Consider the following 25,571-nt stretch of genomic DNA (forward strand, 5'->3'; position numbering starts at 1 on the left):
TCCGACCCCTCTCGCTCGCTCGCTTCGCGAGGCACGGGGTCAGATGCGCCGACTCGGCTTCACCAGATTTAGCCGAAGCGGCCGGAGATGTACGCCTCGGTGTCGGCGTTGTCGGGCTTGGTGAACATCTGCTTGGTGGGGTTGAACTCCACCAGGTGACCCGGCTGGCCGGCGGCCTTCAGGTTGAAGAAGCCGGTGTCGTCGGAGACACGGGCGGCCTGCTGCATGTTGTGGGTGACGATCACGATCGTGTAGTCGGACTTCAGCTCGTGGATGAGGTCCTCGATCGCGGCCGTGGAGATCGGGTCCAGGGCCGAGCACGGCTCGTCCATGAGGAGCACCTCGGGCTGGACCGCGATCGCTCGGGCGATGCAGAGCCGCTGCTGCTGACCACCGGAGAGGCCCATGCCGGGCTTGCTGAGCCGGTCCTTGACCTCGTTCCACAGGTTGGCGCCGCGCAGCGCGCCCTCCACGATCGAGTCGGCCTCGGACTTCTTGATCCGCTTGGAGTTGAGCTTGTTGCCGGCGAGCACGTTGTCGTAGATCGACATCGTCGGGAACGGGTTGGGCCGCTGGAAGACCATGCCGACCTTGCGGCGTACGGCCACGGGGTCGACGTTCGGCCCGTAGATGTCCTGGCCGGCGATCGAGATCTTCCCCTCGACGTAGGCGCCGGGGATGACCTCGTGCATCCGGTTGAGGGTGCGCAGGAAGGTCGACTTGCCGCAGCCGGAGGGCCCGATGAAGGCGGTCACCGACTTCGGCTTGACGGACATGGTGACGTCCTCGACGGCCTTGAAGTCGCCGTAGAAGATGCTGGCGTCCTTGACGTGAATGGACATGTGTTTCTCCTAGCGCCCGGTCTTGGGGGCGAAGATCGTGCCGACGATACGGGCGATGAGGTTGAGGACCATGACGAGGATGAAGAGCACCAGTGCTCCACCCCAGGCGTACTCGACGCCCTTCGCGGTGGCCTCGGACAGCTGGGTGTAGATGAAGACCGGCACGGTCATCATCGGGCTGTCGTCGAAGGCGTTGCCGTTCATGTTCGGGTTGAATCCCGAGGCGACCAGCAGCGGCGCCGTCTCGCCGATCACTCGCGAGATCGCGAGCACGACGCCGGTGACGATGCCGCCGATGGCGGTCGGGAGCACCATCCGGGTGATGGTGCGCCACTTCGGCACCCCGAGGGCGTACGCCGCTTCCCGCAGGTCGTCGGGGACCAGCTTCAGCATCTCCTCGGTCGAGCGGACGACGGTCGGGATCATCAGCAGCGAGAGCGCGACACCACCGCCGAAGCCGAAGCGCGTGCCCGGGCCGATGATCAGCGTGAACAGCGCGAAGGCGAACAGGCCGGCCACGATCGACGGGATGCCGGTCATGACGTCGACCAGGAACGTGATCGACTTGGCGAGGCGGTTGCCCTTGCCGTACTCGATCAGGTAGATCGCGGTCATGATGCCGATCGGGATCGAGATCACCGCGGCGATGCCGGTGACGATCAAGGTGCCGATCAGCGCATGGTAGAGACCGCCCTGGTCGTCGCCGACGACCGAGCGCATCGAGTAGGTGAGGAACTCCGGGCTGATGGTCGCGGCGCCGCGGACGATGACCATGTAGATCAGCCAGATCAGCGGGATGACCGCGATCCCGACGGCGGACCACACCAGCCCGGTGACGAGCTTGTCGGTCGCCGATCGCTTGTTCTCCACGAGCAGCGCCCACAGCGGATAGCCGATGAGGAACCCGAGCAGGCCGATGACGACGGCTCCGACGAGGCTCACGCCGAGCACCAGGGCCAGGCCGCCGAGGGCGACGGCGGCGACGCCGACCAGCCACTGCGCACCGCGCGGAAGCGTGGCGTGGGACAGCTTGTTCTCCTGCTGGATCGGATCCTTGACAGGGTCGTTGGTGCTCACTTGGCCCTCCCTCGGGCGACGATCCAGCGGGCGAGCGCGTTGACCACGAAGGTGAAGGCGAACAGCACGAGGCCGGTCGCGATCAGCACGGCGAGCCGGTCGGGCGTGCTCTCCTTGTAGCCCTGAGCGATGTGCGCCGCGATGGTCTGCGGGTTGTTGGTGCCGACGATGAACAGCGAGATGACGACCTTCGGCGAGGCGATCATCGCGATCGCCATCGTCTCGCCCAGAGCACGACCGAGGCCGAGCATGACCGCGGAGACCATGCCGGAGCGGGCGTACGGGAAGACCGCGTAGCGGATCATCTCCCAGCGGGTCGCACCCAGCGCCAACGCCGCCTCCTCGTGCAGCCGCGGAGTCTGTGCGAAGACCTCACGGCAGATCGAGGTGATGATCGGCAGGATCATCACGGCCAGCACGATCGAGGCGGTGAAGAGCGTACGGCCGTTGCCGGAGGGCTGGCCGCTGAAGAACGGCAGCCAGCCGAGGTTGGTCGCGAGCCAGGAGTGCGCCGGCACCAGGTACGGGCCGAGCGCCACCGCGCCCCACAGGCCGAAGACGACCGACGGCACCGCGGCGAGCAGGTCGATGACGTACGCCACGGGGGTCGCGATCCGGCGGGGAGCGTAGTGGCTGATGAAGAGCGCGATCGCCACGGAGAAGGGCACTGCGATGATCAGCGCCAGGATGGCGGCGTACATCGTCGCGTACAGCAACGGCACGACCAGGCCCAGGAACGAGCCCTGGCCGGCGTAGTGCGTCGCGTCCACGTTGAAGCCCGGGATGCCCTCGATACCCAGGAAGATGAAGACGGCTGCCAGTGCCACCAGGATCAGGGAGGCGGCGGTTACGGCGAGCCCACGGAAGGCGACATCGCCCCCCGAGCCACGGCCGGTCAGGTCCGTCTTCGGGTCAACGCCAGGGTCGGCGCCGGGGTCAGCGGCGACAGTCACAAGGCATTCCTCGACTTTCTAGTTTCGGTTCTCAAGACAGCCGTACGGGCGGCGGCCGCAGCCACCGCCCGAACGGCGATCAGATCAGACGTGCCGGCACTTACTTGATGCCGCCGACGAGCTCGAGCGCCTTGTCGGCGATCTTGCGGTCGAGCGGCGCGGAGCCGGCCTCCTCCGAGGCGGCCTCCTGGCCCTCCTCGGAGAGGATGTACTCCAGGAAGCCCTTCACGTTGGCCGCGTCCTCGGCGTTCTCGTAGGTCGGGCAGGCCAGCAGGTAGGAGACCAGCACGACCGGGTAGACGCCGGCCTCGGTGGTCGTACGGGCGACCTCGACGGCCATGTCGTTGTCGCTGGTGCCCACCGACTTCGAGGCGGCCAGGATCTTCGAGGCGGCCTCGGCGCTCGGCGCGACGAAGTCCTCGCCGACCTTGACCTTGACGGTGGTGAGGTCGTTCTCACGCGCCGCGGACTCGTCCATGAAGCCGATGTAGCCGGCTCCCTGCATGGCGGTCACGACACCGGAGGTGCCGTCGCCGCCCTCGCCGCCCTTGATCGAGGCGGGCCACTCACCGGACGGCTCCTCGGCCCAGCCACCGGCTGCGGCGAGGTACTCGGTGAAGTTCTCCTGGGTGCCCGAGTCGTCGGAGCGGTGGACCGGGGTGATCGCGGTGTCCGGAAGCTTCGCGTCCGGGTTGGTCGCGACGATCGCCGGGTCGTTCCACTTGGTGATCTTGCCCGAGAAGATGCCGGCGAGCGTCTTGCCGTCGAGGTTGAGCTCGTCAACACCCTCGACGTTGAAGACGACCGCGATCGGCGAGACGTAGCCGGGGACCTGGATCGGGTCGGCGCCGCACTGCTCCTTGGCCTTGGTCAGCTCGCCCTCGTCGTCGTTGAGAGCGGAGTCGGTGCCGGCGAAGAGGTAGCCGCCGGTGACGAAGCCCTCACGGCCCGAGCCCGAGCCGACCGGCTCGTAGACGACGCTGAGGTCGGGGTTCGCGTCCTGGATGCCGGCGACCCATGCCGCCTGGCCCTTTTCCTGCGAGGAGGCGCCGCCACCCTTGATGGTGCCCGAGAGGCCTTCCCCTTCGCTGCCGCTGCCCGTGGGCTCGTTAGCAGCGCCGCAGGCGCTGATCGCGAGAGCAAGGGTCGCAGCCGTGATGGCCGGGACGAATGCCCGGCGCAGCGAGGTGGTGTTCACGCAAGTCTCCTGATGATGCAGTCGATTCGGAGTTGTCGCGACGACGGTAAGGAGCCGAAGTGGACGGGAAACTCGGCGTAGGTGAACACAGGCTGAACGAGGAAAACAATGTCGATGGCAGATCAGTGTCAGTTCCGGGCACAGGAGATGAACAGGTCGTCCTCAAGCCTCTGTCAGGCCTGAAATGCTTCAACAGCTTGCACTTCACCTTCATGCACATGCAGCACCATCAGCTCACCTTTGTCCAGCTTCGGGTCGCGCACATCCAGGCCGGCGAAGACCCTGGGCAGCACCGGACGGTGAGTGCAGACGACCGTCGGAACAGTCAGCTCACGCAGCGTCTCCGCGGCCAGGGCGGACACGCTACCTTCCTCTCCGCCGTCCTCGCTCAGCCGTCTCACCTGCTCCGGCTCGAGGCCGGCGAGACCCGCGTACGGGGCGACCGTCTGCGTGCAGCGAACGCTCGTCGAGGTGACGACCCGACGGATGTCGTACGCCATCAGCAGCCCGGCCAGGGTGACCGACTGCGCGCGCCCGGTGTCGTCGAGCGGCCTCTCCTGGTCGTCACGGGTCCAGGCCGAACGGCCCACGGCCGACGCGTGACGGAGGACGACGAGCGGCGTGCTGGGATGGCGTACGTCCTCGGCCTCCCGCAGCGTCGCACGGTCGTGCGGGTAGGTGAGCCGCTGGCGCGCCTCGTCCAGCGGCAGCCATTCGACGTCGTCGATCTCGTCGTTGACCGGGTAGCCGTCGACATCGTCCTCGGCACCGGCCGCGGTCCGGCCCACCCAGTAGTGGACCACCTTCTGACCGGCATCGACCGGGTAGCGCTGCGGACCGAGCGGGCGCCCGAGAGCGACCCGCAGGCCAGTCTCCTCGCGCACCTCGCGGATCGCGGCCACCGGCACGGGCTCACCAGGGTCGACCTTGCCCTTGGGGAAGGACCAGTCGTCGTACTTGGGTCGGTGGACCAGTGCCACCTCGGTCAGGTCGTGGTGCTCGCGAAAGACCACTACGCCGGCGGCCGGGATCTCGGGCATGACGACAGAGTATGGGGACCGGGTGAATGGAAAGTGTCTGCCGACCGGGACGGCACCAGGGTCTGGCTCGGGTATGTCAGGCGGCGAGCGGTTTCGTCTAAGGTTCGTCGGGATGCTCCGCACCCCTCAGTTTCTCGACCGCCCCAGAACGTGGGCCGGTCGCACATCCCGAGTCGTACGCGCCCATCCCCTGGTGACAGTGGTGGTGGGCGTGGTCGTGGTTACGCTCGTCGTCCTCCTGGCCCGAGCATGGGTGACCCGTGGCGGCGACCTGGACGAGGCGCTGCGGCTGGCTCCGGCCGAGGCGACGAGGGTCTCGTTCACCGACTGGGAGGGCATCCGCGAGAGCGTCGGTGCCGACCTCGACGCCGACTCCTCGCCGGAGGAGGTCCACGAGATGATCGACGAGGCCTACACGAACGACCTCACCGCCACCTCGGTGCTGCCCGACGCCTCCGGGCTGCTGCAGCAGCACTTCGGCTGGTCACCGGCGACCTTGGACTGGGAGCTCTACACCCAGTCGACCGAGGGTGCCCTGACGATGGCGCACCTCGAGGACATGGACGCCGACCACCTCGTCGAGCAGCTCACCTCGATGGGTTTCGCGGCTCCTGAGGACGACCCCGCCGACGGTGGCGTCTGGGACGGCACCCTGGTCCCGTTCGGATCGTTCACCGACTCCGGCGTCGACTCGCAGATCACCCCGCAGATCACCTACATCGCGTTCCTTCCCGAGCGCGACCTGATCCTGGCCTCCGACGGCCGGCGCTACCTCAGCGACCAGGTCGAGGCCCTCGGCGAGGACGACCTGCACGAGCCGATGACTGCCGCGGCCGACAGGCTCGACGACCCGCTCTCGGCGTTCGTCTACGACGGCGACTTCACGTGCAGCGAGATCGGGCTCGGAGGCGCCTCGAGCGCCGACCAGGACCAGGCCGACGGCCTCGTGGACGCCGCGGGCGACATCAACCCGGTCGCGGGTTTCGCCATCGCCGCCGAGCCGAGTGGTGGCGTACGTGTCGCGATGTCGTTCGAGGACCACGACCAGGCACGTACGAATGCCGACACCCGGGCCAAGCTCGCCGTCGGCCCCGCTCCGGGACAGGGCGGCACGTTCGACGAACGGTTCAAGCTCGGCAAGGTGGCGGCCGATGACGAGGTGGTCACCATGCAGCTGCAGCCGAAGAACGACTCGGCCGTGCTCTCCGACCTGGCGAACGGTCCGCTGCTCTTCGCGACCTGCTGACCCGTTCCGTCCGGCTGAGGGTCCCGCTCAGGGGACGATGCCGAGGATCCGGTCGATCTCGTCCTGGGAGAGATGATCCTCGGACTCGCTGGCGGCGACGATGAGGTTGGTGGTGAGCTCCACCTCGAGGAGCAGCTCTGGATCCTCCAGCGTCACATCGAACTGGTCAGCCACGCTCGTCGCCTCCTCACGTCACCTTGAAAGGTCGTCTTCACATCATCGCCCAGTCTTGGTGGATCCGCGCGCTGATCGGCGAAGAACCATCAAAAGTTGTCACATCAAGCGTGACACAGAAGCCTGAGAGGGCCCCAATCAGACAACGAGGCCCCAGCCGTTCGGCTGGGGCCTCGTCGCAGATGATCAGTGTCGACAGGTGTCGAACCCGAGATCGTCTTAGCTACTCATAGAGCCGTGTTTCAGAGAGGGCGAACGTTCTCCGCCTGCGGACCCTTCGGGCCCTGGGTGACGTCGAACTCGACCTTCTGGTTCTCGTCCAGCGACTTGTAGCCGTTGGTCTGAATCGCAGAGTAGTGCACGAAGACGTCGTCGCCGCCGTCCTCCTGCGCAATGAAGCCGAAGCCCTTCTCGGCGTTGAACCACTTAACGGTGCCCTGAGCCATGTGCTCGTTACTCCTTAGTCGGGGCGAGAGACCGCCAGGTTCGGCGGCCCCACATCAGATGCGGGTGACACGTCGCTCCGACCTGTGTTCCCGGGCCGGGGCCCGGCGGGCACAGAGCAGAAACGCCGTTGGATCACAAACTCCGCAGGCGTCAGACCTCTGGAACTTGCACCTGTTGCGGGAGTGACATTAGCAACTCGTGAGCCTGTGCGAACCCCCTTGGGCGATGGTTTTGTACGAGGCGCCGTGAAGGTTCAGCAACGGAGGGGTGAAACGAGCGAATTGCTGGCTTTCCGTCTTCCGCTCTGATAAAGGGTCCTCGGGCCGAGATCTACGGCCAGGCGTACGTCCCGACTCGATCGAGACCGCTGGTCGGCCGGCTGACTCACCGGGCGGCCCAGAAGCCGCAGCGATGCTCGGCGGCGTACGCCGTGGGCCGGATGTCATCTGCCGAGATACCGATGACCGGACCACGGGGCCCGAAGGCCGGCCATGCCGGGCGACCGGGGCCGTCCGGGCTGCCGGCATGGGCGAAGGCGGACCAGTAGCTGACCATCGTCTCGCTCAGCCGCTGCTGTGCCTCGGTCAGCGGAGGGTACTGACTGTTGGCGATCGAGGTGTCGAACAGGAACTGCAGCTCCCAACCGTGGAAGGCGCCGAATGGCCGTCCGCCGATGGGCGATGCTTCCTCGCGGAACTCGTAGGCGTACACGGGGTTGTGCCGACGAGCCGCTCGGGCGGTGTCGAGGGTCGGGCACGCGTAGTTGCGATCGGTGAGAACCGCGGCCAGCGCGAGCGCCGGACTGTCGAAGGCAGCGGCGGGGTATTCAGCCAGGACCGCGTCGGAGTCCGCTCCGAGCAACGAATCCAGCATGGACGCGTAACCCTCCACGGTCAGGTCGGCGAGCCCACCGAGCACCGGCCCGCGAGCCTCGTGCCGGTTGCTCCCGAGCAGCAGCGGGACGTCGGCCGTGAGACCGCGGCGGAGAGCCGTGGCGGGCTGCCACGGTAGATAGGGGGTCCCGGCAACAGGCCCCCAGGCGGCGTCACGACGGTCGCCGAGCTGGTGGCCCACGTCGTCGAGGACGGCGAGCAGCCCCTCGACCGGAGCCTCACGCAGGCACGCCCTGATCTCGCGGTGGGTGCCGGCATCGGCGCAGCCGAGCTCCTCGGTCGCCCGGGCGCCGTTCGCGTCGGCGTTCGCCTTCGTCTTGACCTCGGTCGTGCAGGCGCCGCTCTGAGTGATCGCACGATGGAACAGGCCACGCGAACCGGGTGATGCGAGGTGGGTGCAGACGCTGCGCGCGCCCGCGGACTGTCCGGCCAGCGTCACGTTGTGCGGGTCGCCGCCGAAGCCGGAGATGTTGCGTCTCACCCAGCGCAGCGCCGCGGCCTGGTCGAGCAGTCCGTAGTTGCCGGAGACCGTGCCCTCGGCGTCGAGTGCGGTGCTGGAGAGAAAGCCGAGCGCACCGAGCCGGTAGTTCACCGTCACCACGACGGCCTCTCCGTCCGCCGCGAGTCTCGACCCGTCGTACTCCGACGCGGCGCCCTTCGTCAGCTCGCCGCCGTGCAGCCACACGATGACGGGAAGCGGGCGCTGATCGCGGATGCGCAGCGGACGGACGACATCGACGGTGAGGCAGTCCTCGCTGCCCACCACCTCCTCGCTGCTCCCGACATACCTGAGCTGCGGGCACGGAGTCGACCGATCGGTCGCGTCGCGGACACCTCTCCACCGCTCAGGCGCCGCGGGCGGACGCCAGCGCCGATCGCCGACCGGCGGTGCTGCGTACGGGATCCCGGCGAAGGCCGTGTGGTCATCGCCGACCTGTCCGCGGACCCAGCCCGAGTCCACCCGCACCAGGCTCGAGGTGTCGGCAGTGGCGGGTGGGCTCGGAAGTCCGACGACGGCGGCAGGGACGACAGCGACGACCGCGAGGCCGGCGAAAAGGGCACAGAGGAGCTTTCGTGCGGTCATGGTCACCAGCCTTCGCCGTACGGCACGAAGACGCATACGGCGAGCGGCGCGATCTCTCTACGTCGAGTTGCGTACGACGCGACCTCGAGTGAACGCCCGAGGCCACCGCCCCGCCACTCGAACCCAGGGCCCCATCGGCGAGCCGAGGACGAGCGGGTTATTGCCGAGCCGGCCGGCTGGCCAGAACCTCGAATGTGCCGACGACGGTGCGGAGCCGCTGCGTACGTTCGGGCGGCTCGAACCCGGCCTCCTCGATGAGCCGAGGAAGCAGCCCACGCCTGTTGTCCTCGGTGTTCTCGAAACCGTCGAGACACTGCAGAGCGAAGAAGGCCGCACGCATCCCGGGGCCGTGCGGCGGCCCCCAGTCGGCGACGAGCAGCAGGCCGCCCGGGCGAAGCACACGGTGCGCTTCCGCCAGTGCCGCGCGCTTGACGCGTCGGGGAAGGTGGTGGAACACCAGACTCGACACCACGACATCGGCCTCGGCGTCGCCCAGGGGCAGCTCGTCGGCGAGACCCTCGTGCCACTCGACCCGGGCAGCGCCGGACTTTCGCTGGGCATGGTCCAGGATCTTCCGGTCACCGTCGACGCCCACAACTCGCGCGCCGGTCTCCTCGGCGAGCGGGATCGTCAGCGTGCCGGTGCCGCAGCCCACGTCGACGACGACGCGTGGCTCTTCGTCGAGGATCCGCTGGATCAGGCGCGGGCGCCATCGGCGCTCCCGCATCGTGAGCCGCACGCCGAGGTCGTAGAACCTGGTCAGTGACTCGATGCCGGCTGCGGGGACGTAGCGCTCGTCGTTCATCTCATCCGCACCTATCGCCTGAAGGTGACGACCATGATCTCTCGCGGGAGGCCCGGAACCTCCAACCGATGTTCCTCGGGTGGAGGTTCCGGCCCGTGCGAGCGGTAGGCCGTGTCGGGCTCGAACCGACGACCCATGGATTAAAAGTCCACTGCTCTACCAACTGAGCTAACGGCCCGGGGACAGTCTGCCGTACGTGGCGGCCCCGACGCCAAAGCGGTCCGGCTGTGCCGTTCATGTGGGCGCGTTCACCTGATCCCGTTCACCTGATCCCGTTCACCTGGTCCCGTTCACCTGGGCCCGTGCCCGCCCTTGCGACGTCCGATGATCTGGGCGCATCGGTCGGCAGCGGCCGGGCCGGTCAGCGCATGCTCGAGCAGGAGCTGGGTCCATTGCTCGTATCGATCGACCGCGACGGGGTCGGCGACCTCGAGGTCGCCGGCGGTGGTCTCGACGGTGACGATCCGGTCGCGCTGGTCCCACCCGTGCTGGATCAGGAGGGGAACGCTCTCGAACGGAATGATCCCGATGGTGGCGCGAGTGGTCGTCGCCAGCCTGGCGATGTGCTCGATCTGGGCGCGCATGATGTCCGGCGAGCCGACCAGGTGACGCAGAGCGGCCTCACCGACCAGGACCGTGATCGACCGTCCGGGCTCGAAGAGGATCGCCGAGCGGCGGAGGCGTGCCGCGATCACGCTGGAGACCTCCTCGGGGCCGGCGCCATCGTTCCCTGGGCCGGCCAGAGCCAGCAGGGCCCGGGCATAGTCCGGCGTCTGCAGGAGGCCGGGGACGAAAGACGGCTGGAAGCTGACCAGGACCCGTGCGGCCGCCTCGGCGACGGCGTACGTCTCCTGGTGCTGCGCGGCATCACCCGCCGCCCGATGAGCGTCTCGAAACGCCGAGAACTCATGGCGGGCACGTTCGTGGAGCGCGATCAGCTTCTCGGCATCGGCACCGGTCGCGGCTGCCCAGGCGCGGATCTCGGACCCCGTCGGAGGCTGCCGCCCGGACTCGATCTTGGAGATCTTCGGCTGCGCCCAGCCGCTGCCGAGCGCGTCGGCGAGACCGGCACCGGTGAGGCCGGCCGAGCGACGCGCCTCCCGGAGTGCCTCGGTCAGCGCAGCACCGGCACGGCGAGTCGGATGGGGCACGAGGCGGCCTCCTTGGTCGGGATCCGGCTGGAGCACCATCGTGGCTCATGCACATGCCTCGCGTCCAGATGCGCATCATGATTGGCGTGAGTAGAATATTATGCTCTAATGGTTCGGGGTCGACGCCGACAGGAAGGTAGGGCCCTCGATGAACACCCAGCGAGCACACCCCGGACGACCGCGCCTCGTGCCGGCGACCACGACTGCCACGCCCCACGACCAGGTGCTTCACGCCGCGGCGCGACTGTTCGTGACCAAGGGCTTCGCAGCGACCTCGACACGGGAGATCGCGGAGAAGGTCGGGATCCGCCAGGCTTCGCTCTACTACCACTTCGCCGGCAAGGACGAGATCCTCGCCGAGCTGCTCCAACGGTCGGTGCGACCCACGGTCGACAAGGTCGAGCAGATCGAACGGTTGGCGGCGTCCGAGACCCACGAGACCGCGCTCTACGTGCTGGCATCGGTCGATGTCCACACCTTGGCCGAGGCACCACACAACATCGGCGTGCTCGCCACCCTTCCCGACGTGACCAGCAGCGGGGCGTACGACGCCTTTCGAAGCACCCGCGCCGAGCTCGCGGATGCCTACGGGCGCCTCGCCGCGCAGGTGGCCGGCCCCGGCATCGCCGACGGGCCCGAGCCGAGACACCTCGGCGAGATGCTCATGCACCTGGTGGAGGTCGTGACCAGCCTGCGCGGCATCGGCGTCACCATCGACCACGCAACGGCCGACGCCATCGCCTCGACGTGCCTGCGGGCCTGCGGAATCTCCGACGACCGGATCGCCACTGCCGCCACGTCCGCGGCGAGGCTCGTCGGGAGGCTGCCCGACATGCCATAGAGATCGCGCGATCTCTTACTCCCGGACGGCCTCGCCATAGGCGGCCACGAACGTCTCGAGCAGCTCGAGAAACCTGTCGGACTCATCGTCAAGGGCTGCGAGCCCGTCGGCGTACGCACCCAGCGCCCGCGCCGAGGCCGCCTCATAGAGGGCAAGCCCCTCCTCGGTCGGCTCGATCAGCCGCGCCGCCTGCGTCGGCTCGGCGAACCGACGCAGGCGACCGGCCGAGAGCGCGGCGTTCACCTGGCGGTTCACGGTCGACTGCTCGAGGTTGAGGCCGTCCGCGATCTCGCGGAGGGTGCGCGGCCGACCGTCGGAGAGGAACCAGAGGAGTCGCCCGTCCGCGTGGCTGAGCGCGCTGCGGTCCTCCGCGAGGCGCCGGTGCACCTCGAGCCGCCCGACCAGAGAGGCAAGGCGGCGGTCCGCGGACAGGTCGGGACTGACCTGCGCAAAGAGCGGGTCAGTCGACGACGGCGTTGTGGACGGCATCACATCTCCAGGCATTGTGGCTCGAACCTCATGATGTGTAGCATACATACGTCAATATGTAGATTACACATCCGAGGTGTTCCTTGAGTTCCTCCCCGACCTCCGCCGGCGAGCCCGCAACGCGCTCGACCGGTGGCGCCGTGGCCGTCATCGTGGTGCTCTGCTTCGGCAGCCTCTGCGCCGCCCTGATGCAGTCGCTGGTCATCCCGATCCAGAGCGAGCTCCCCGGCCTGCTCTCCACCACGGCCAGCACCGCCTCCTGGGTGGTCACCGCCACCCTGCTCGGCGCGGGCGTGACCATGCCCGTCACCGGCCGCCTGGCGGACCTGTACGGAAAGAAGCCGGTGCTGGTGATCTCCGGCATCGTGCTGGTGATCGGCTCAGTCGTCGTCGCGCTCTCCGACGCCGTCGGCCCGGTCCTCGTCGGGCGCGTCCTCCAGGGCATGGCGATGGGCTACATCCCGGTCGCGATCAGCCTCGTCCGTGAGGTCGCTCCCGAGCACCTGCGCAACACCGCCGTCGCGGGCGTCAGCGCCACCCTCGGGGTCGGTGGCGCGCTCGGCCTGCCGCTGGCCGCCTGGATCGCCCAGGACTTCGACTGGCACATGCTCTTCTGGGTCTCCGCCGCTCTCGCCGCGATCGTCACGGCATCGACCGCGATCATCGTCCCGCACGTACGCGACGCCCACCCCGGCCGCCTCGACGTCGTCGGAGCGCTCGGGCTCGCCGCCGGCCTCGTCGGTGTCCTGGTCGGCGTCTCCAAGGGCAACGACTGGGGCTGGGGCCGGCCGGAGACGCTCGGCATGATCATCGGCGGCGTCGCGGCCCTGCTGCTCTGGGGCTGGTACGAGCTGCGCCACGAGGACCCGCTCGTCGACCTGCGCACCACCGCCCGCAAGCCCGTGCTCTTCACCAACATCGCCGCCGTCCTCATCGGCTTCGGCATGATGGCCCAGTCGATCGTCGTCCCTCAGCTGTTGCAGATGCCCGAGGCCACCGGCTACGGCCTGGGTCAGACGATCTTCCAGGCCGGCATGTGGATGGCGCCGGCAGGGCTGATGATGATGCTCTTCACCCCGGTCTCCTCACGCCTGCTGACCCGTCTCGGCGGGCGCGGCACGATGGCGATCGGCGCGGTCGTGCTGGCTGCGGGCTACGTGGTCGCGGTCTTCCTGATGGACGCCCCCTGGCAGCTCATGCTCGCCTCGTGCGTCGCCTCCGCGGGGGTCGGGATCGGGTACGCCGCCATGCCCACGCTCATCCTCAGCAACGTCCCCGCCGCCGAAGCCGCTGCGAGCGTCGGCCTGAACAGCCTGATGCGCTCGATGGGCACCACGGTCGCAGGCGCGGTCATGGCCATCGTGCTGACCAGCCGCACCACGATCCTCGCGCCGGGCGCCCCCGAGATCCCGACCGCCGGAGCGTTCCAGCTCTGCTTCGTCATCGGCGCCGCGGCGGCGGGCATCGGTGCGCTGATCACGCTCCTCATCCCTCGTCCGGGGCGCGACGTGGCCACCGACAGCGCCGACGAAGCGGTGCTCGTCGGATCGCACTGACTCGTCAGCGCGCAGATGTGACAGCGGCCCGACCAGCTCTGAGCTGGGTCGGGCCGCTGCGTACGAACGCTGTTTCGTTAAGTGGGATTCGTTCAGTGAGTTCCGGTGATGCGGTCGAGCGCGCCCGGGGTGTAGGGCGAGCTGGCCTCCAGGTAGCTGGCGAAGGCGTCGATGTCGAGGCCGCCGTAGTAGGGGTCGGTGCCCCGGGTGAAGGCCTCGAAGGCGTCGCCGCCGCCCTGCAGGAAGTTGTTGGTCACGACCCGGTAGGACGCGGCCTTGTCGATCGGCTCGCCGTCGAGCGTGACGGAGCCGTCGACGGGACCCGAGGGGCTGATCTCGTAGGAGAAGCCCTCCGAGACCTGCAGGATCTTGTGCCTTGCCGCGTTGGCGCCGGTGACCTGCTGGGTGAGCAGGTCGTAGATGTCCTGGCCGGTCATGGTCAGCGAGACCATGAAGTTGTTGAACGGCTGGACGGTGAACGCCTCGTCATAGGTGACGTCGCCGACGGGCTCGCCGTAGGGCGAGTTGGCCGCGGTCAGGTCGGCACGGATGCCGCCGGGGTTCATGAACGCGATCACCGGCACCTGCCCGTTGACGACCGTCGACTGGTCGGCGAGCTGGGCATCGGCGATCAGGTCACCGAGGGCGCTCTCACCGGCCGGGCTCTCGGTGCGGGTGACGTCGCCGGAGATCGACCCGAGGACCCGGGAGGCGATCGGCGTGACCAGCTCCTTGTAGGTGTTGATCAGCTCGGTCTGGTCCGCGGCCTTGGCGACATCGCGGGTGACGAGGAGGTTCGACCCCTTGACCGAGGAGCGGACGATGTCGCGCTTCTTGAGGTCGTACTTCAGGTTCGTCTCGGTGTAGAGACGCCCGAAGGACGACGCCGAGGTGACCAGGCGGGACTTGCCCTTCGGGTCGGGTACGTCGCAGACGTAGGGGTTGTGGGTGTGGCCGGTGACGACCATGTCGATCTCGGGATCGAGGTTCTCGGCGATCGGCACGATGGGTGAGTCGGCGATCAGCTCGCCGCCGCCCTCGCAGGTGTAGTCGTAGGAGGCGTTGACCTCATGGACGGTCCCGGTCGCGGGGTCGGTCCACTTCTCCTTCGGCAGGTTGGCACCCTCGTGGATCAGGGTGACGATCGCCTTGACGCCCTTCTTCTTCAGCTCGGGCACGAGCGCGTTCGCGGTCTCGACCTCGTCCTTGAAGGTGAGGCCCTTGACCCCCTCGGCGGTGACGATGTCCGGGGTGCCCTCCAAGGTCATGCCGATGAAGCCGATCTTGACGCCCTTGACCTTCTTGATCGCGTACGACGGCAGGATGGTCTCGCCGCTCGCGTCCTCGACCACGTTGGAGGCGAGGATGTCGAAGTCCGCACCCTCGTACTCGTGGGCGGCGCAGGAGTTCTGGTTGTCCTTGCCGTCGCCATCGTCGATGCAGCCGCCGGCGTCGATGCGCTGCAGCTCCTTGTAGCCCTCGTCGAACTCGTGGTTGCCGACCGCGGTCACGTCCAGGCCGAGCTTGTTGAGCGCCTCGATGGACGGCTCGTCGTGGAACGCCGCCGAGAGCAGCGGCGAGGCGCCGATCAGGTCGCCGGCGGCGACGGTCAGCGAACGCTTGTTTCCCTTGCGGGCGTCGGCGAGGTGGGAGGCGAGATACTCCACACCGCCCACGTCGACGGTCTCGTCGACCGGCGCGCCGGTGGCCGGGTCGATGTGGTGGCCGGTGACCAGCCGCCCGCTCGAACCCGACGGCGCCTCGAGGTTGCCGTGGAAGTCGTTGAACGAGAGCAGCTGGACATCGACCAGATGCTTCCCGTGATCGGGTCCGGCCTTGGCCGAGGCGGAGGTCGCGACCGGGGTGGCGACTGCGGCGGCCGCGAGGGCGACGGCGGCAACGGCCACAGCGGGACGGAGTCTTCGGATGTTACGAGGCATTGCTGTGCTCCCCATCTGAGTGATCGACGAAGGGAACAATGCCCCTTCAGGTTCCCCTTGGGAAGAGGTAATCGCGTTACCGCTGCTGAATCGTCATCAACCGTCAATCACCCGAAAAATTCGGTAACGTCGACCGTTCCGCCGGCCTCCTCGAACTCGTCGCGGACCGTCTCGCGCAGCTTCGGGTCGGAGAGATAGTCGGCGGCCACCCCGGCCAGGCCGTAGGCGGCGTCGACGAGCACCTCGTCGGCGTACGGCGTCACCGCGGCAGCGGCGAACTCGCGGCTGTGCAGAGAGACGTCGGGCTCGGCGATCTTGACCATCGCGTGCAGTCCGGGGATGCGGAAGGAGACGTTGCCGAAGTCGGTGGACCCGGCGAGCAGGTCCGGCACGACGCCCGGCGCCAGGACGGTGTGGTTGCGCTCCTGGTAGCGACGGTTCCACGCCTGCGCGAGCCCGCTGTTGTTGCGGATCGGCAGGTAGACCGGCGACTCGTCCCAGCTGAACTCGACGCCACAACCCGTCATCAGCGCCGCGCCCATCGCCATCTCCTCGAGCCGCTGGGAGAGGATCTTGAGCGTCTCGGGGTAGGCGGAGCGTACGTAGAACTCGATCGAGGCGTGCTCCGGGATCACGTTGGGCCGCAGGCCGCCGTCGGTGATGATCGCGTGCACCCGGTCGGTCGGCGGCATCTGCTGCCGGTTGAGCGCGACGCCGGTATAGAGCAGGTTGGCCGCGTCCAGGGCGTTGCGCCCCATGAACGGCTGGATCGAGGCGTGCGCCGGCACCCCGACGTACGTCACCTTCAGCTGGCGCCGGCCCAGGAAGACCGGCTCGGAGCTGTCGTAGGTGAACGGGTGGACCATGATCGCCGCGTCGACGCCCTCGAAGGCGCCCTGCTGCGCCATCAGCTCCTTGCCGCCGCCACCTTCCTCGGCCGGGGTGCCGAGCCAGATGACGCGGCCGCCGATGCGGTCGATCACGCTCGCGATGGCTAGGAACGCGCCCACGCCGACGGTGGCGATCAGGTTGTGACCGCAGCCGTGCCCGATGCCGGGGAGCGCGTCGTACTCGGAGAGCACCGCGATCGTCGGGCCCTCCTTCGCGCCGCCCGCCGTGGCAGAGAGCGCCGTCGGGAGGCCGTAGGCACCGCGCGCGACCTCGATGCCGTGAGCCTCGACGAACTCGGCCAGCCCGGCTGCGCTGCGATGCTCCTCGAAGCTGGTCTCCGGGTGCTCGGCGAGGTCGTGGGAGACCGCGACCAGCTCGGGCCCGAGGTCTTTGAGCTTGTCGCGGATCGCGTCCAGGATCCCCTTCGGTGCCCCCGCCGAGCTCGACTCGACCGCTCTGGTGATGAGCGCCTTGGCGTCAGCCTCGTCGCGAAGCTGGTTGAGCAGGAAGGGGTTGGTCCGCTGCGGCTCGCTCATTCCGCAGAGGCTATCCGGGGCTTGCTTCAGCGGTCGCTGAGGGCCCAGCCGTCGGTCAGGATCTTGGCCGCGTCGGCGCGTCGGGAGGAGTCGAACAACGTACGCCGGCCCTGGCGGACCACGATGTCGTCGAGGTAGATCCCCCGGCCCTGGGAGCTCGAGTCGGTCTCGTAGACCCACCTGATCGTCGTCGTTCCCGCGGGCAGCTCGGCGCTGCCGCGCAGCCAGCGCCGGCCACCGTAGCCGTCGACCGCCTCGCTGGTCTCCCAGTGCCAGTCGCCGCCTTCGAGCGTCCACGGCAGCGGGCTGAAGGTCGTGCCGTCGGTGGAGCAGTGCAGCCGGCCGTAGTCGTAGCGCGGCTCGGTGTCGAAGTAGTAGTCGAAGGTGAGCTTCGCTCCCCCGGTGGGCCGCAGCGGCACGTCGAGCGTCGCCTTCTTCGAGTCGGCGCGTCCCGAGAACCACGACGTACGTCCGCTCGCGGGCCGGACCGCCGAGGCCATGCCCAAGGCGTCGGAGACGGCGCGACGAGAGGGGTTGTTGCTGCCCCAGTCGCGGCTGGGGTGGACGCGGTTGGTCATCAGCACGACGAGCTGATGGCCGATCGGGTCCATCACGATGCTGGTGCCGGTGTAGCCGGTGTGCCCGAAGGAGACCGGGGACCAGATCGGACCGTGATACCAGGTGGTGGCGAGCTCCCAGCCGAGGCCGCGGCTGCTGCCCGGGAACTGGGCACCGGTGTAGTCGCGCAGGGTCAGCCTGACGGTGTCCTCGGTCAGGATCCGCGTGCCGCGGTAGACGCCGCCGTTGAGGAACATCTGGCCGAACCTCGCCATGTCGGCCGCGGTCGAGAAGACGCCCGCGTGGCCGGCGACGCCGCCGAGCGCCCAGGCGTTCTCGTCGTGCACCTCGCCGCGGATCATCGGGCGGCCGGCCCAGGGCTGATATTCGGTGGCGGCGACGCGGTCGAGACGGTCGGCCGGTGGGTTGTACATGGTGTCGCCCATCCCGAGCGGCTCGGTGATGTGGTCGCGGACGTAGACGTCGAGCTTCTTCCCCGCGAGCCGCTCGACCATCAGCCCGAGGGTGATCAGGTTGATGTCTGAGTAGCGGTAGATCTGCTCGGGCGCGTGCGTCGGCTTCGTGTCCATGATCGCCGCGACCCGCTCCTCATAGGTGTCGTAGCCCGCCCACAGCGAAGGCGACGGGCCCGCGAGCAGTCCGGAGACATGGGTGAGGAGGTGGCGCACGAGGATCGCGTCCTTGCCGTGCGGCGCGAACTCGGGCAGGTAGGTCACCACCGGCTCCTCGAGGCCGAGCCTGCCCTGCTCCATCAGCTGGAGAATCGCGGTCGTGGTGAAGAGCTTCGACATCGAGGCGATGTCCCACATCGTGTCCAGGCCGGCGTCGACCTGCTGGTCCGCGGGCAGCTCGACGACGGTGGTGCCGTCGAGGCCGTATCGCAGCGCCTTGCCGACACTCTCGTGGGCCACGATGACGCCGTCCTTGACCGCGATCGCGGTGGCCCCTGCGTACAGGGGGTGTTCGGGGTTCTCCGGGGTCGGCTCGAGGAAGCGGGTCAGCTCGCTGCGGATGGTCGCGATCTGCTGCGGGTCGAGACCGACCTGGCGGGGATGGCCGGGGCGGAGCACGGTGCGCGGCGTGAACCTGAGCTCCTCCGGCGTGATCGTCGGCGGCTGCCCGGCCAGCGAGGAGAGCGACCTGGCGGCCGCCTTCGTCGGGTCCTCCGGCGTCGAGGCGACCGCGGTGCCGCCGAACAGCGCCATCGTGATGCCGCCGAGGGTGCCACCGAGAAGGCTGCGCCGCGAGGACATGAGCTGAGAGGACGTGAGCAGGTCCGGCCGTGGGGGCGTCATACCTCCGATACTGCTCCTCCGGAGCCGCTCGCGCGACGGAAAGGAAGAACTTCTCTCAGAACGTCGGCCAGTGCTCCGCCCACGGCACCGCCTGCTCGAGCTGTGCAGCGACCTGCAGCAGGAGACCATCGTCACCGAGCCGGCCGGAGAGCTGCACGCCCAGCGGCAGACCGGCGGCGGTCCGGTGGGTCGGCACCGAGACCGCCGGGCGGCCGGTGAGGTTGGCGAGCTGGGTGTAGGGCACCCAGCCGAGGTTCTCGGCGACCAGCTGGTCGATCATCCCGGTCGCCCGCATCACCCGCCCGCCGTGCGCCTTGTGGAGCAGCCGTGCCGCGGTCTGGAGAGCCTTGGGCGTGGCCAGCTGCCCGACCTTCAGCGGCGGCTTCGCCAGCGTCGGGGTGAGCAGCAGGTCGTACGTGGCGTGGAACTCGCTCAGGCGGCGTACGTGGTCGCGGCGGTTGATGTGCGCCAGCTCGAGAGCGATGACTCCCCCGGCACGGCCGAGCTCGGCAACCGCCAGCGTGTCGGCCTCGAAGGCGGCGTCCTTGGCACCGTGACGGAGCTTGGCCTCGGCGACCTTCGCGGCCGCCGAGGCGAACCAGATGGTCAGGAAGTCGCGACCGAGGTCGGCGGCGTCGTAGGGCGCCTCGACCTCCTCGACCTGGTGGCCGAGGGCCTCCAGCGTCTTGGCCGCGTCCTCGACGGCCGCGATCGCCTCCGGGTCGGGCGCGGTGATCGAGGAGACAGAGGTGAACCCGATGCGGAGCCTGCCCGGAGGGGTCGCGACGGCCGCGGAGAACGCCACCCGAGGCGGCGGGGCCTGGAACATCGACATCGGCTGGTCGTCGACGAGCGCGTCATAGAGGCCGGCGGCGTCGCGGACCGTGCGGGTCAACACGCCCTGGACGACGAAGCCGTTGGAGGCGTCCAGGCTCTGCGGGCCCAGCGGCAGCAGCCCGCGGGTGGTCTTCAGCCCCACCAGGCCGTTGCAGGCCGCCGGGATCCGGATGGATCCACCGCCGTCGTTGGCCCCGGCGGCCGGGACGATCCCGGCGGCCACCGCGGCGCCGGAGCCACCCGAGGAGCCGCCGGGTGTGTGGTCGGTGTTCCACGGGTTGCGCGAGGGTCCGAACAGCTCCGGCTCGGTGATCCCCTTCGATCCGAGCTCCGGGGTGTTGGTCTTCCCGAAGATCACCAGACCGGCGTCCAGGGCGCTCTGGGTGAAGTAGGAGTGCTCCTCGGCGACGTCGTCGACGAGCGCCCGCGAGCCGCAGGTCGTCGGGTGCCCGCGATACTCCTGCGCCAGGTCCTTCAGCAGGAACGGGACCCCGGCGTACGGGCCGCTCAGACCGTCGTCGGCGACCTGTTCGTCGGCCTCCGGGATGTCGGCGACGATCGCGTTGATCCGCGGGTTCACCGCCTCGGCCCGCTCCCGCGCCGCGGCCAGGACCTCGGCGGCGGTCACCTCCTTGGCAGCGACCAGCTGCGCCAGCCCGGTGGCGTCGTACGTCAGATACTCATCGACCCGCATGGGCGCAGGCTAGCGCCCAGGTGTGAGTCCCGTCAGTCCATCCGCGGGCTGACCCCGGGACCGACGTCTAGCCCGCCGAAGTAGAAGACCACCAGGACCAGGAGCCAGGCGACCCAGAACGGGATCACGAACGGGAGGGTGCGGGAGATCAGGGTGCCGAGGCCTGCTGCCGGCTCGTACTTCCTGATCATCATCAGCACGACGAACATGTAGGGGTTCATCGGCGTGATCACCTGGGTCGCGCTGTCGCCGATGCGGAAGGCGGCCTGGGTGAAGCCGGGCTCGAAGCCGATCAGCGCGAACATCGGCACGAAGACGGCGCCCATGATCGTGTACATCGACGATCCGCTGATGATGAACAGGTTCAGGACCGAGCACAGGATGATGAAGCCGATGATCACCGGGAAGCCGGTCAGTCCGGTGCCCTGCAGCCCGTCGGCGCCGACCTTCGCGAGCGCGGGACCGACGTTGGACCAGTTGAACAGCGCGATGAACTGCCCGAGCATGAACGCGAGCACCAGGAACGGCGCCATCTCCTTGATCCCCTCCCCCATGACTCTCGGCACGTCCGCGGCCGTCTTGAGGGTGCCGGCGACGAAGCCGTAGACGATGCCCGGGGCGAGGAAGAGCACGAAGGTGATGAAGACGATCGAGTCCATCAGCGCGGACTCGGGCAGGAAGCCGCCGTCGTCGTTGCGCCAGGGTGAGCCCGGCGGCACCACCGCCAGGACCATCGCGAGCGCCAGGACCGTGCCTGTCGCGATCGCCACCCACAGCGCCTTGCGCTCCTTTGGCGTGAGCTCGGCGTCCAGCGGCTGGCGGTGGCTCCTCAGGGCCGTGGCGACCTCTTCGTCGTTGCTCTCGAAGCGGTCGTCCGGGTCAGCTTCGACCTCGTCGGTCGGTACGTTCTGGCGGACCATCCTCGGCTCGAGGATCCGGTCGATGATGAAGCCCGCGACCAGCGCGAGCACGATCGCCGAGGCGGCGTTGAAGTAGTAGTTGGAGACCGGCGTCACCGCCGCGCCCGGGTTCGGGAGCGTCGCGGTCACGGAGTTGGTGATCCCGGAGAAGAGCGCGTCCAGGCTGGTCACCGCGAGACTGGTCGAGTAGCCGGCGCCGGTCGCCGCGAACCCGCCGACGAGCCCGGCCATCGGATGCCTCCCGGCGGCCTTGAACACCGCGGCCGCCAGCGGCGGGATGACGATCATCGACGCGTCCGCCATCACGCTCGCGGTGACGCCGACGACCCCGAGGGCGTACGGCAGCAGCCAGCGCGGCGCGGAGGCCAGGGTAAGCCGGATCACCGCCGCCAGCAGCCCCGTGCGCTCCGCGACCGTCACGGCGAGCAGGATCGTCACGACGGTCAGCAGCGGCGGGAACCCGATGAAGTTCGCGCCGAGGTTGACCGTGAGCCAGGTCAGTCCCTCGGCGGTGAAGAGTCCGTTGATCACGAGCGGCTCGTCGGCACCGGGCAGGGTCACCTGGGCGTGCATCGCGGCCAGGATCGTCGAGATCACCCCGACGACCAGGAACAGGATCAGGAACAGGATGAACGGGTCCGGCAGCCTGTTGCCGGTCCTCTCGACCCAGGCGAGCAGCCGGTCGCCTCGCGTCGATGCGTTCGGTTCGGTGGTTGCGGACATGCGGCTCTCCTACCGAGTCGGAGCGTGGGGTCGCCTGCAACAACGAAGGCCCCGCGACGGTAGCAAGTCCGCCCCTCCCGAGCGGGGCGATTCAGGCGATCCGTCGACCGGCCGAGGACGCTGCCGTCGACGAACCGCGGGTCGCGATGTACGTCTGACCTGCATCAGGTCGAGGTTGCTGCCCGTGGATCAGTTGAAGATGTCGCGGTGGTCACCCTCGACCCGGGCGCGCTTCCACAGGTCGATCGCGTCTCCGGTGCCTGCGGCGTACTCGTCGATCCTGGTCAGCTCCTCGTCGGTGAACGACGGTCCCGCGAGGGCGCCGACACAGTCGGTGACCTGCTCCGGGCGAGAGGCACCGATGACGACCGAGGTCATCCGCGGGTCCCGCAGCGCCCAGGCAAGCGCCATCTGGGCGAGGGTCTGGCCACGATCGGCGGCGAGATCGTTGAGCGACTCGATGGCACTCAGCACCTCGGGGGTGATGGTCGAGGCAGCCAGCGACTTCTCCTGGCTCGCCCGGGAGCCGTCGGGGACGCCGCCGAGATACTTGTTGGTCAGCATGCCCTGAGCGAGCGGCGAGAACGAGATGGCACCGGCGCCGACCTCGTCGAGGGTGTCCAGCAGCGAGTCCGTCTCCAGCCAGCGGTTGAGGATGGAGTAGGACGGCTGGTGGATCAGCAGCGGCGTACCCAGCTCGTTCAGGATCGCCACCGCCTCACGCGTCAGCGCCGCGGAGTATGAGCTCAGCCCGACGTAGAGCGCCTTGCCGGACCGCACGATCTGGTCGAGCGCACCCATCGTCTCCTCCAGCGGAGTGCTGGGGTCCGGGCGGTGGTGGTAGTAGATGTCGACGTAGTCGAGGCCCATCCGCTGCAGCGACTGGTCGAGGCTGGAGATCAGGTATTTCCGCGAGCCGCCGATCTTGCCGTACGGCCCCGGCCACATGTCCCAGCCGGCCTTGGTCGAGATCACCAGCTCGTCACGCAGGCCGGCGAAGTCGCCGCGCAGGTGACGGCCGAAATTCTCCTCCGCCGAGCCGTAGGGCGGGCCGTAGTTGTTGGCCAGGTCGAAGTGGGTGATGCCGGCGTCGAAGGCCGTACGCAGGATCGCCTGCTGCCGCTCGAACGGCAGGTCGTCACCGAAGTTGTGCCACAGGCCGAGGCTGACCGCCGGCAGGTCCAGGCCGCTGTGGCCGGTCCGCCGATACTCCATCGCGTCGTAGCGGGACTCCGCAGGGACGTACGTCATGCGCCGGTCCCTTTCCCTGCGCGCAGCGCCACCTTGATCATCGGCCACTGCAGCGGCAGCCGGGCGACCGTGCCGGCGAAGAACCCCGCCGACTTGGCGGTGCGCTTGCGGTTCGCCCGCTTCCCCGCGTCGATGCTCATCTGCACGTTGGCGGGAAACACGCCCGCCAGGATCGCCGCGCTCGCGAGCCCCGCGATCCTGCGGGTCCGCGGGTGCAGCAGCCCCAGCCCGCACACGATCTCCGCGACCCCGGAGATCTCCACGATCTTGCGCGGCTCCGGCAGCTGCGGCGGGACGATCGGCTCGAAGACCTGCGGCCTCACCAGGTGCAGGGCCCCCGACCCGAGGAACAATGCGGCCAACCCGGCCAGCGGCAGATCGATCCGCGAAGAAGAAGGTTCAGTGCTCACGGGACGACTCTGTCACGCTCGCCCAACGTGGGAGCCGTGGAGTCACCCAGTGACCTCAGAACTCCCGGGTCGCCCGGCCAGCCTTCCCTCCCGCAGGTTCTCTGTGAAGGTTGCGATGTCCTCCTGAAGGGCGGGGTGGGCACCGGGCAACGGAGTCTCCTTCGCGACCACCTCAGCGATCTCGGCAAGGCAGTCATCGACGATTCGGTCGGCACGACGTACGCCCCACTTCGCGATCTCGGCCTTGATGTCCGAGGCCGCTAGGCCGGCGTGCCGATAGCTTCCGTTCACGGCGAGCGCCATCTTCCCGTCGATCCCCGACAGGTGAGACTGCGGAACGACGTCGTAGGCCGGTGCGAGCCGAGGTTCGTCATCAAGCGGGTGCAGGATGCCGAGGTTCTTGGCGTGCATGTCGAGGTTGCCGATCGCGACCGCGAGGACGACCATCCGCGCCAAGCGGACCAGGTCGGAGGATCGAGTGGTCCGCTGCAGGGTGTCGGCGATCCGTCGCAGGCTCACGAGGCCGCCGTACTCCTGATACTTCTGGTCACCCGAGGCACCGAGCGCCTGGCTGAAGTCCTCCTGATGGACCCGTGCTCCCGCAGCACGGTCGAAGCGTTCGATGACGAGTGCCGACAGACCGTCGAAGTCGTCGATCCATGCATTGTGCTCGGCGAGGCTCAGGGCCCGCGAGACTCGGGCACCGTACTCCTCATCGAAGACGACACTCGGACGCCGCTCCAGCATCGGCTTGATGATGTGGGTGGTCGGGTATCCACCCAGCGATTGCGCCCACCCAGCATCGTCGCGCACGAGAACCACCTTCGGCTGCACACCCGCCAACGAGGACTTGCCGAGCAACGACTCGTTGGCGAGCGGTGACCCCACGGGGTCCTCGAGCAGACGCCTGATCCCCGCGTCATCGACCGGTCGACGCGATGGCGTCTTCGGCTCGGTCGGGTCGTCGAGATCCCAGACCTGCAGCGCACCGGCGACATCGCGGCCGTAGCGGGCGAGGAATCCGAGCGTGTCCCCGCGTCGCAACCCGGCCTGCCGCAGCATGTAGTCGTACTGGTCGCCCTCCGGGAGCAGTTCAGCGAACCAGTTGCGGCGCCGAGCGGCCTGATGCTTGCGCGAGACGCCGACCAGCGGTGCAACGACCGACAGGATCAGGCTGTTCGCGCCGAAGCGATCGATACCTTCGGCACTCGGGACGAAGTCGTACGTCGCAGGCTGGCCGGTCAGCCCACCCACGATGGTCCCGTAGAGCTCAACCGCGAGACGCATCGCGCTCGTCCTCCCAGGTGGCGGTCAGCTCGACTCCGGTGGTGCGCATCATGTCGAGCAGGCGGCGCACGTAGATCGTCGACTTGCCCGACTCGACGTCACTGACGGTGCTCTGCGGCACGCCGACCGCAGCGGCCAGCTCCGTCTGCGTCATGCCGTTGGCCAGCCTCGCCTGCTGAATCGCCAGCCCGAAGTCGGCTGGTGCCCGCAATCGCGCACGGCTCATCTCACACGCTCCCTCTATCGTGATTTCACGATAGACCCAGAGTATCGCGAACTCACGATAACGGAAAGGTATCGCGATTTTCCGATACCCCACGACGACACTCGCATCGGTGCTCGATCCGTCACCGTGCCCACCGCCTGACCCGCGGACAAACGTGGATCACACCTGGGGAGTGCGAGGCGCACC

At 68.6% G+C, this 25,571-nt stretch carries 23 protein-coding genes and 1 tRNA gene; 3 read left to right on the forward strand and 21 right to left on the reverse strand.

Annotation, left to right across the window (positions count from 1 at the left end; translation table 11 throughout):
- Positions 1-68 precede the first annotated feature (68 nt).
- The 5 genes from pstB to ACRDPS_RS01670 all read right to left on the reverse strand — a co-directional run bounded on the left by pstB (position 69) and on the right by ACRDPS_RS01670 (position 5,110).
- Positions 69-842, reverse strand: a complete 774-nt coding sequence (gene pstB / locus ACRDPS_RS01650) for a phosphate ABC transporter ATP-binding protein PstB (protein ID WP_431499873.1) — start codon at positions 840-842, stop codon at positions 69-71.
- A 9-nt stretch (positions 843-851) separates the two neighbouring features.
- Positions 852-1,919: a phosphate ABC transporter permease PstA gene (gene pstA, locus ACRDPS_RS01655; RefSeq protein WP_431499874.1), complete on the reverse strand. Its 1,068-nt coding sequence runs from the start codon at positions 1,917-1,919 to the stop codon at positions 852-854.
- Positions 1,916-2,872 carry a phosphate ABC transporter permease subunit PstC gene (gene pstC / locus ACRDPS_RS01660; protein WP_431499875.1) on the reverse strand — a complete coding sequence of 319 codons (957 nt, stop codon included), beginning with the start codon at positions 2,870-2,872 and terminating at the stop codon, positions 1,916-1,918. Before pstC ends, pstA begins: the two co-directional genes overlap by 4 nt.
- Before the next feature lie 100 nt (positions 2,873-2,972).
- Positions 2,973-4,070: a phosphate ABC transporter substrate-binding protein PstS gene (gene pstS, locus ACRDPS_RS01665; RefSeq protein ID WP_431499876.1), complete on the reverse strand. Its 1,098-nt coding sequence runs from the start codon at positions 4,068-4,070 to the stop codon at positions 2,973-2,975.
- 173 nt (positions 4,071-4,243) lie between these two features.
- The gene (locus ACRDPS_RS01670; protein ID WP_431499877.1) at positions 4,244-5,110 is read right to left on the reverse strand and encodes an NUDIX hydrolase; all 867 of its coding nucleotides are present in this window, start codon (positions 5,108-5,110) and stop codon (positions 4,244-4,246) included.
- A 112-nt stretch (positions 5,111-5,222) separates the two neighbouring features.
- Between ACRDPS_RS01670 and ACRDPS_RS01675 the strand changes: the two genes are divergently transcribed.
- Positions 5,223-6,356, forward strand: a complete 1,134-nt coding sequence (locus ACRDPS_RS01675; protein WP_431499878.1) for a hypothetical protein — start codon at positions 5,223-5,225, stop codon at positions 6,354-6,356.
- Positions 6,357-6,383: 27 nt separating this feature from the next.
- Here the strand turns inward: ACRDPS_RS01675 and ACRDPS_RS01680 are convergent, their stop codons facing one another.
- The 6 genes from ACRDPS_RS01680 to ACRDPS_RS01705 form a co-directional block, all read right to left on the reverse strand.
- Positions 6,384-6,530, reverse strand: a complete 147-nt coding sequence (locus ACRDPS_RS01680) for a hypothetical protein (protein ID WP_431499879.1) — start codon at positions 6,528-6,530, stop codon at positions 6,384-6,386.
- Positions 6,531-6,772: 242 nt separating this feature from the next.
- Positions 6,773-6,976 carry a cold-shock protein gene (locus tag ACRDPS_RS01685; RefSeq protein ID WP_045548871.1) on the reverse strand — a complete coding sequence of 68 codons (204 nt, stop codon included), beginning with the start codon at positions 6,974-6,976 and terminating at the stop codon, positions 6,773-6,775.
- A gap of 385 nt (positions 6,977-7,361) precedes the next feature.
- On the reverse strand, positions 7,362-8,954 hold the full coding sequence (locus tag ACRDPS_RS01690; RefSeq protein ID WP_431499880.1) for a carboxylesterase/lipase family protein: 1,593 nt from the start codon (positions 8,952-8,954) through the stop codon (positions 7,362-7,364).
- Positions 8,955-9,111: 157 nt separating this feature from the next.
- Entirely contained in the window at positions 9,112-9,759 is a 648-nt protein-coding gene (locus ACRDPS_RS01695) for a class I SAM-dependent methyltransferase (protein WP_431499881.1), read from the reverse strand.
- A gap of 105 nt (positions 9,760-9,864) precedes the next feature.
- Positions 9,865-9,937: transfer RNA gene (locus tag ACRDPS_RS01700), tRNA-Lys, on the reverse strand.
- Between the two features lie 112 nt (positions 9,938-10,049).
- The gene (locus ACRDPS_RS01705; protein WP_431499882.1) at positions 10,050-10,910 is read right to left on the reverse strand and encodes a helix-turn-helix domain-containing protein; all 861 of its coding nucleotides are present in this window, start codon (positions 10,908-10,910) and stop codon (positions 10,050-10,052) included.
- A gap of 148 nt (positions 10,911-11,058) precedes the next feature.
- On the opposite strand from ACRDPS_RS01705, the gene ACRDPS_RS01710 reads away from it, so the two are divergent.
- A complete protein-coding gene (locus tag ACRDPS_RS01710; RefSeq protein ID WP_431499883.1) occupies positions 11,059-11,751 on the forward strand; it encodes a TetR/AcrR family transcriptional regulator in 693 nt (230 codons plus the stop codon).
- 15 nt (positions 11,752-11,766) lie between these two features.
- On the opposite strand, the gene ACRDPS_RS01715 is transcribed toward ACRDPS_RS01710, so the two are convergent.
- On the reverse strand, positions 11,767-12,240 hold the full coding sequence (locus ACRDPS_RS01715; RefSeq protein WP_431499884.1) for a MarR family winged helix-turn-helix transcriptional regulator: 474 nt from the start codon (positions 12,238-12,240) through the stop codon (positions 11,767-11,769).
- Positions 12,241-12,323: 83 nt separating this feature from the next.
- On the opposite strand from ACRDPS_RS01715, the gene ACRDPS_RS01720 reads away from it, so the two are divergent.
- Positions 12,324-13,796 (forward strand): MFS transporter, encoded by a 1,473-nt coding sequence (locus ACRDPS_RS01720; RefSeq protein WP_431499885.1) that lies wholly within the window; start codon positions 12,324-12,326, stop codon positions 13,794-13,796.
- 92 nt (positions 13,797-13,888) lie between these two features.
- Here the strand turns inward: ACRDPS_RS01720 and ACRDPS_RS01725 are convergent, their stop codons facing one another.
- The 9 genes from ACRDPS_RS01725 to ACRDPS_RS01765 all read right to left on the reverse strand — a co-directional run bounded on the left by ACRDPS_RS01725 (position 13,889) and on the right by ACRDPS_RS01765 (position 25,385).
- Positions 13,889-15,736 carry a bifunctional metallophosphatase/5'-nucleotidase gene (locus tag ACRDPS_RS01725; RefSeq protein WP_431499886.1) on the reverse strand — a complete coding sequence of 616 codons (1,848 nt, stop codon included), beginning with the start codon at positions 15,734-15,736 and terminating at the stop codon, positions 13,889-13,891.
- Between the two features lie 107 nt (positions 15,737-15,843).
- The gene (locus ACRDPS_RS01730; RefSeq protein WP_431499887.1) at positions 15,844-17,163 is read right to left on the reverse strand and encodes a M20 family metallopeptidase; all 1,320 of its coding nucleotides are present in this window, start codon (positions 17,161-17,163) and stop codon (positions 15,844-15,846) included.
- A gap of 26 nt (positions 17,164-17,189) precedes the next feature.
- Positions 17,190-19,037 (reverse strand): serine hydrolase, encoded by a 1,848-nt coding sequence (locus ACRDPS_RS01735; RefSeq protein ID WP_431499888.1) that lies wholly within the window; start codon positions 19,035-19,037, stop codon positions 17,190-17,192.
- 55 nt (positions 19,038-19,092) lie between these two features.
- Positions 19,093-20,568, reverse strand: coding sequence for an amidase (locus ACRDPS_RS01740; protein ID WP_431499889.1), 1,476 nt, complete (start codon positions 20,566-20,568; stop codon positions 19,093-19,095).
- 32 nt (positions 20,569-20,600) lie between these two features.
- Positions 20,601-22,211: an AbgT family transporter gene (locus ACRDPS_RS01745; RefSeq protein WP_431499890.1), complete on the reverse strand. Its 1,611-nt coding sequence runs from the start codon at positions 22,209-22,211 to the stop codon at positions 20,601-20,603.
- Positions 22,212-22,400: 189 nt separating this feature from the next.
- Positions 22,401-23,462: an L-glyceraldehyde 3-phosphate reductase gene (mgrA, locus tag ACRDPS_RS01750; protein WP_431499891.1), complete on the reverse strand. Its 1,062-nt coding sequence runs from the start codon at positions 23,460-23,462 to the stop codon at positions 22,401-22,403.
- The gene (locus tag ACRDPS_RS01755; protein WP_431499892.1) at positions 23,459-23,872 is read right to left on the reverse strand and encodes a DoxX family protein; all 414 of its coding nucleotides are present in this window, start codon (positions 23,870-23,872) and stop codon (positions 23,459-23,461) included. The genes mgrA and ACRDPS_RS01755 overlap by 4 nt, the downstream gene beginning before the upstream one ends.
- Positions 23,873-23,914: 42 nt before the next feature.
- Entirely contained in the window at positions 23,915-25,159 is a 1,245-nt protein-coding gene (locus ACRDPS_RS01760; RefSeq protein WP_431499893.1) for a type II toxin-antitoxin system HipA family toxin, read from the reverse strand.
- Entirely contained in the window at positions 25,143-25,385 is a 243-nt protein-coding gene (locus ACRDPS_RS01765; protein WP_431499894.1) for a helix-turn-helix domain-containing protein, read from the reverse strand. Before ACRDPS_RS01765 ends, ACRDPS_RS01760 begins: the two co-directional genes overlap by 17 nt.
- Positions 25,386-25,571: the final 186 nt, after the last annotated feature.

The sequence above is a fragment of the Nocardioides sp. genome (assembly GCF_050699375.1).
Taxonomy (GTDB): Bacteria; Actinomycetota; Actinomycetes; order Propionibacteriales; family Nocardioidaceae; genus Nocardioides.

Excerpts from the sequence above, each read along its gene's own strand:
- pstB (WP_431499873.1), bottom strand. The coding sequence starts at position 842 with ATGTCCATTCACGTCAAGGACGCCAGCATCTTCTACGGCGACTTCAAG.
- ACRDPS_RS01670 (WP_431499877.1), bottom strand. The coding sequence starts at position 5,110 with ATGCCCGAGATCCCGGCCGCCGGCGTAGTGGTCTTTCGCGAGCACCAC.
- ACRDPS_RS01675 (WP_431499878.1), top strand. The coding sequence starts at position 5,223 with ATGCTCCGCACCCCTCAGTTTCTCGACCGCCCCAGAACGTGGGCCGGT.
- ACRDPS_RS01685 (WP_045548871.1), bottom strand. The coding sequence starts at position 6,976 with ATGGCTCAGGGCACCGTTAAGTGGTTCAACGCCGAGAAGGGCTTCGGC.
- ACRDPS_RS01690 (WP_431499880.1), bottom strand. The coding sequence starts at position 8,954 with ATGACCGCACGAAAGCTCCTCTGTGCCCTTTTCGCCGGCCTCGCGGTC.
- ACRDPS_RS01695 (WP_431499881.1), bottom strand. The coding sequence starts at position 9,759 with ATGAACGACGAGCGCTACGTCCCCGCAGCCGGCATCGAGTCACTGACC.
- ACRDPS_RS01710 (WP_431499883.1), top strand. The coding sequence starts at position 11,059 with ATGAACACCCAGCGAGCACACCCCGGACGACCGCGCCTCGTGCCGGCG.
- ACRDPS_RS01715 (WP_431499884.1), bottom strand. The coding sequence starts at position 12,240 with ATGCCGTCCACAACGCCGTCGTCGACTGACCCGCTCTTTGCGCAGGTC.
- ACRDPS_RS01725 (WP_431499886.1), bottom strand. The coding sequence starts at position 15,736 with ATGCCTCGTAACATCCGAAGACTCCGTCCCGCTGTGGCCGTTGCCGCC.
- ACRDPS_RS01730 (WP_431499887.1), bottom strand. The coding sequence starts at position 17,163 with ATGAGCGAGCCGCAGCGGACCAACCCCTTCCTGCTCAACCAGCTTCGC.
- ACRDPS_RS01735 (WP_431499888.1), bottom strand. The coding sequence starts at position 19,037 with ATGACGCCCCCACGGCCGGACCTGCTCACGTCCTCTCAGCTCATGTCC.
- ACRDPS_RS01740 (WP_431499889.1), bottom strand. The coding sequence starts at position 20,568 with ATGCGGGTCGATGAGTATCTGACGTACGACGCCACCGGGCTGGCGCAG.
- ACRDPS_RS01745 (WP_431499890.1), bottom strand. The coding sequence starts at position 22,211 with ATGTCCGCAACCACCGAACCGAACGCATCGACGCGAGGCGACCGGCTG.
- mgrA (WP_431499891.1), bottom strand. The coding sequence starts at position 23,462 with ATGACGTACGTCCCTGCGGAGTCCCGCTACGACGCGATGGAGTATCGG.
- ACRDPS_RS01760 (WP_431499893.1), bottom strand. The coding sequence starts at position 25,159 with ATGCGTCTCGCGGTTGAGCTCTACGGGACCATCGTGGGTGGGCTGACC.
- ACRDPS_RS01765 (WP_431499894.1), bottom strand. The coding sequence starts at position 25,385 with ATGAGCCGTGCGCGATTGCGGGCACCAGCCGACTTCGGGCTGGCGATT.